Genomic DNA, 2,766 nt, shown 5'->3' on the forward strand with positions numbered 1-2,766 from the left:
GGCCTGCCAGGGCGTGCAGCTTGGCGGTGCGCTGGTCAGCAACGATGTTCACCTGCAAGCCGCACTGCGCCGCCTGCGTTATTGGCGTGAGCGCAAAGGCTGCCTGTGCGCGCTGTATCCGGATTACCTGTTCTTCGACCCACGCCGGCTCATCGAGCAGAGCCATGTGCGGCTGCTGGAACAGGGCGTGGCCGAGGATGGCTGGGGCGACCGCCATCGGGTGGCCTGCACCTGCTGCGGCCAGCACTGGGATGCCACCGACCGTGAGTACCACTACCCGTGGTGGGAGTGGACCTTGCTCGCCATTGATTGAAGCCACGCGTGGCGTGGCTCTACTGCGAAGGCGGATCCACGCCAAGCCTGGTTGTGCCGGCTCCCGCTACGAAAGCCAGGAGAGCACGTCCTTCATTCGTTGAGAGCAAAGGTCACCGGCACGTCCATCACACTCATGGCGGGCAACGCGGGCTGTTGCGCGTCGCGTTGCATGGCCCACGAGCGGAGCCCCTTGGCCGCTGCCGCGTCCAGCACCGCGTGACCACTGGACACGCGTACCACGGCCGCGACAATCCTGCCGTCCTCGTTCACCAGCGCCTTCAGCTGCACTTTGCCCTGCAACCCGTCACGTACAGCCGCAGAGGGGTACTCGGGGAATTCACGCCTCCAGTTGCCGCTGGCCGCAGGGAACAGTGTCGCCTTGGACGACAGCGGGCAGCGCGCAGGGAATCGCAGCACCAGTGACAGCGGCTGCGCGGACGGCTGAGGTTCCGCAGCGGCCTTGCATACCGCCATCGACACCGCTTCCAGCATGCGTTGCTGGCGCACCAGCGCTTCCGCATCCGCAGCCACGACGTGCAGCGTGCAGCGCCCTTGCTGGGCACGCGCCTCCATGCTGCTGACGCCCACATCCTGGATCGATGCCGCGTTGCTCAATCCACCGCATGCGGCGTTGGCATCGTAACGCTGGGCTGAACTCTCGGCTGAACCCAGCAAGGCGCCCAGCGCCACCGCCAACGGCATCCACGTTCTGATCGTCATCGTTGCTTCCTGCTGTGATGGAAACAGCATCGTATCCCGCGGTGGCCGCAGCGGATTTCACATCGCAGTGCGCTGACGCGCATCGCGATGCTGTGTTCTCACGGCCGCCAGTTGGCGTTGTTCTCCCAGAACGCCACCGCGCGCTGATAGGCTTCGCGGTCCAGCGGCACGCCCGAACCACCCTCCTCCACGCCCAGCGCATTGCGCATCATGGTGATCGGCGCCATCGGCACTTCTTCCGGCTCGGCGGTATAGATGCAGCCGACGATGCCCCAGTCCGCATCGATGGGTGAACCTTCCTTGGCCAGCTGCTCGGCGCTGTACAGGATCACCACCAAGTAATTGGCCCGTGGCGATTCCACGCCCTCGAACCAGCGCACCAGCACCGGCAGTTCCTCACGGTTGCGCGCCTCGTAGCCGCTGCGCAGCAGGTGCCGGTTGGCATCGGTGACCGGCACGGTCAGGCAGCGCGTGCTGGTCCAGTTCTCATAGACGAACAGCTTGCAGAACGGTGCATAGCCATCGAGCACCTTCAGCGGCGGGTGCGCGTTGAGATGCGCCTGGAACTGCTCGGCGCTGCAGTCCTGGATGGTGTTGCCGCGCGGTACGCGCGGGAACAGGCGGGGGCGGGCGAAATCGGTGAGGACGATGGACATGGCGCGACGTGATCGAAGAATCCGCTGCACAGGGTAACCGCCACCGGCGGTGCAAGGGGAGCAGGCCGAGAGTCACTGGCATCCGAACCGGACTTGCCCCACCCTGCCTTCGACCCACCGTAGGGATTGCAGGCTCATGGATGCAGCACGCGCGTTGTCCCCTTCCCCTCGATCACACCAACGGCCTCTGCTTAAGGCAGTAGCGGCTGTGCTTCTCGCTCCGCCCCTGCTGTTCGCTGCCGCCCTGATCTGGCCGTTGCCAGCGCCGCCGCCGCCCGATGTCGGCAACAGCCGGGTGATCATCAATGCGCGGGTGGTGGACGTGCAGAACGGCGTTGCCAGCGCGCCCACCACTGTAACGGTGCGCAACGGCACCATCATCGCCATCGGCAATGGCCCCCACGACGCCACCTTGCACGTATTCGACGCCGGTGGCCGCTGGCTGCTGCCTGGCTTCTGGGACATGCATACCCACGCACTGCAGCTGTCTCCGCAACTGCAGTTCCCGTTGATGCTGGCCAACGGCATCACCGGCACCCGCGACATGATGGACTGCCCGCAGCCGACCGATCCGCTGATCGCCTGCGTCGCTGAGAAGCGTCGCTGGAGCGCACAGGCCATCGCTGGCACGTTGACCGCGCCGCGATTCGTGCAGGTGGCAAGCTTCTACTTCGAAGACCCTGCGCTGGCACCACAGGACGCCGTCCGTCGCGCGCGTGAGTACGCCGAGCGCGGCGTGGATGCACTGAAGGTCTACAACCGGCTGCGCCCGGATACCTACCAACGGCTGGCTGCCGAGGCGCGGCAACTGCATCGTCCGCTGGTGGGCCACCTGCCCAGGGCGGTGGCGCTGGAAGAGGCACTGCAGGCCGGACAGCACAGCTTTGAACACGCGCATCTGTTCGTTCGCCACTGCTCCGGCTCCGCAGCTGCATGGCGCAGCGGGACGCTGGAAGGTGAAGACCCGACAGCCTTGGCCGAGCACTTGGTGGACAGCTATGCGCCTGCAAGGTGCAAGGCCGCCTTCGCGCTGATGCAGGCCAGCGGCAGCGCCTTCGTGCCCACTCATGTCACC

At 66.1% G+C, this 2,766-nt stretch carries 3 protein-coding genes and 1 pseudogene; 2 read left to right on the top strand and 2 right to left on the bottom strand.

The window, feature by feature from the left end:
• Positions 1-313, top strand: a pseudogene (locus AC1VAN_RS17495) (hypothetical protein); the annotation flags it as partial.
• A gap of 92 nt (positions 314-405) precedes the next feature.
• On the opposite strand, the gene AC1VAN_RS17500 reads toward AC1VAN_RS17495, so the two are convergent.
• Positions 406-1,035: an energy transducer TonB gene (locus AC1VAN_RS17500; RefSeq protein WP_312962710.1), complete on the bottom strand. Its 630-nt coding sequence runs from the start codon at positions 1,033-1,035 to the stop codon at positions 406-408.
• Between the two features lie 98 nt (positions 1,036-1,133).
• Positions 1,134-1,691 (bottom strand): DUF3228 family protein, encoded by a 558-nt coding sequence (locus AC1VAN_RS17505; RefSeq protein ID WP_025876554.1) that lies wholly within the window; start codon positions 1,689-1,691, stop codon positions 1,134-1,136.
• Between the two features lie 208 nt (positions 1,692-1,899).
• Between AC1VAN_RS17505 and AC1VAN_RS17510 the strand changes: the two genes are divergently transcribed.
• Positions 1,900-2,766, top strand: an 867-nt coding sequence (locus AC1VAN_RS17510; RefSeq protein WP_480986311.1) for an amidohydrolase family protein, incomplete at its 3' end; no start/stop codon positions are given.

It is taken from the genome of Stenotrophomonas sp. 05L44_2 (assembly GCF_056665995.1).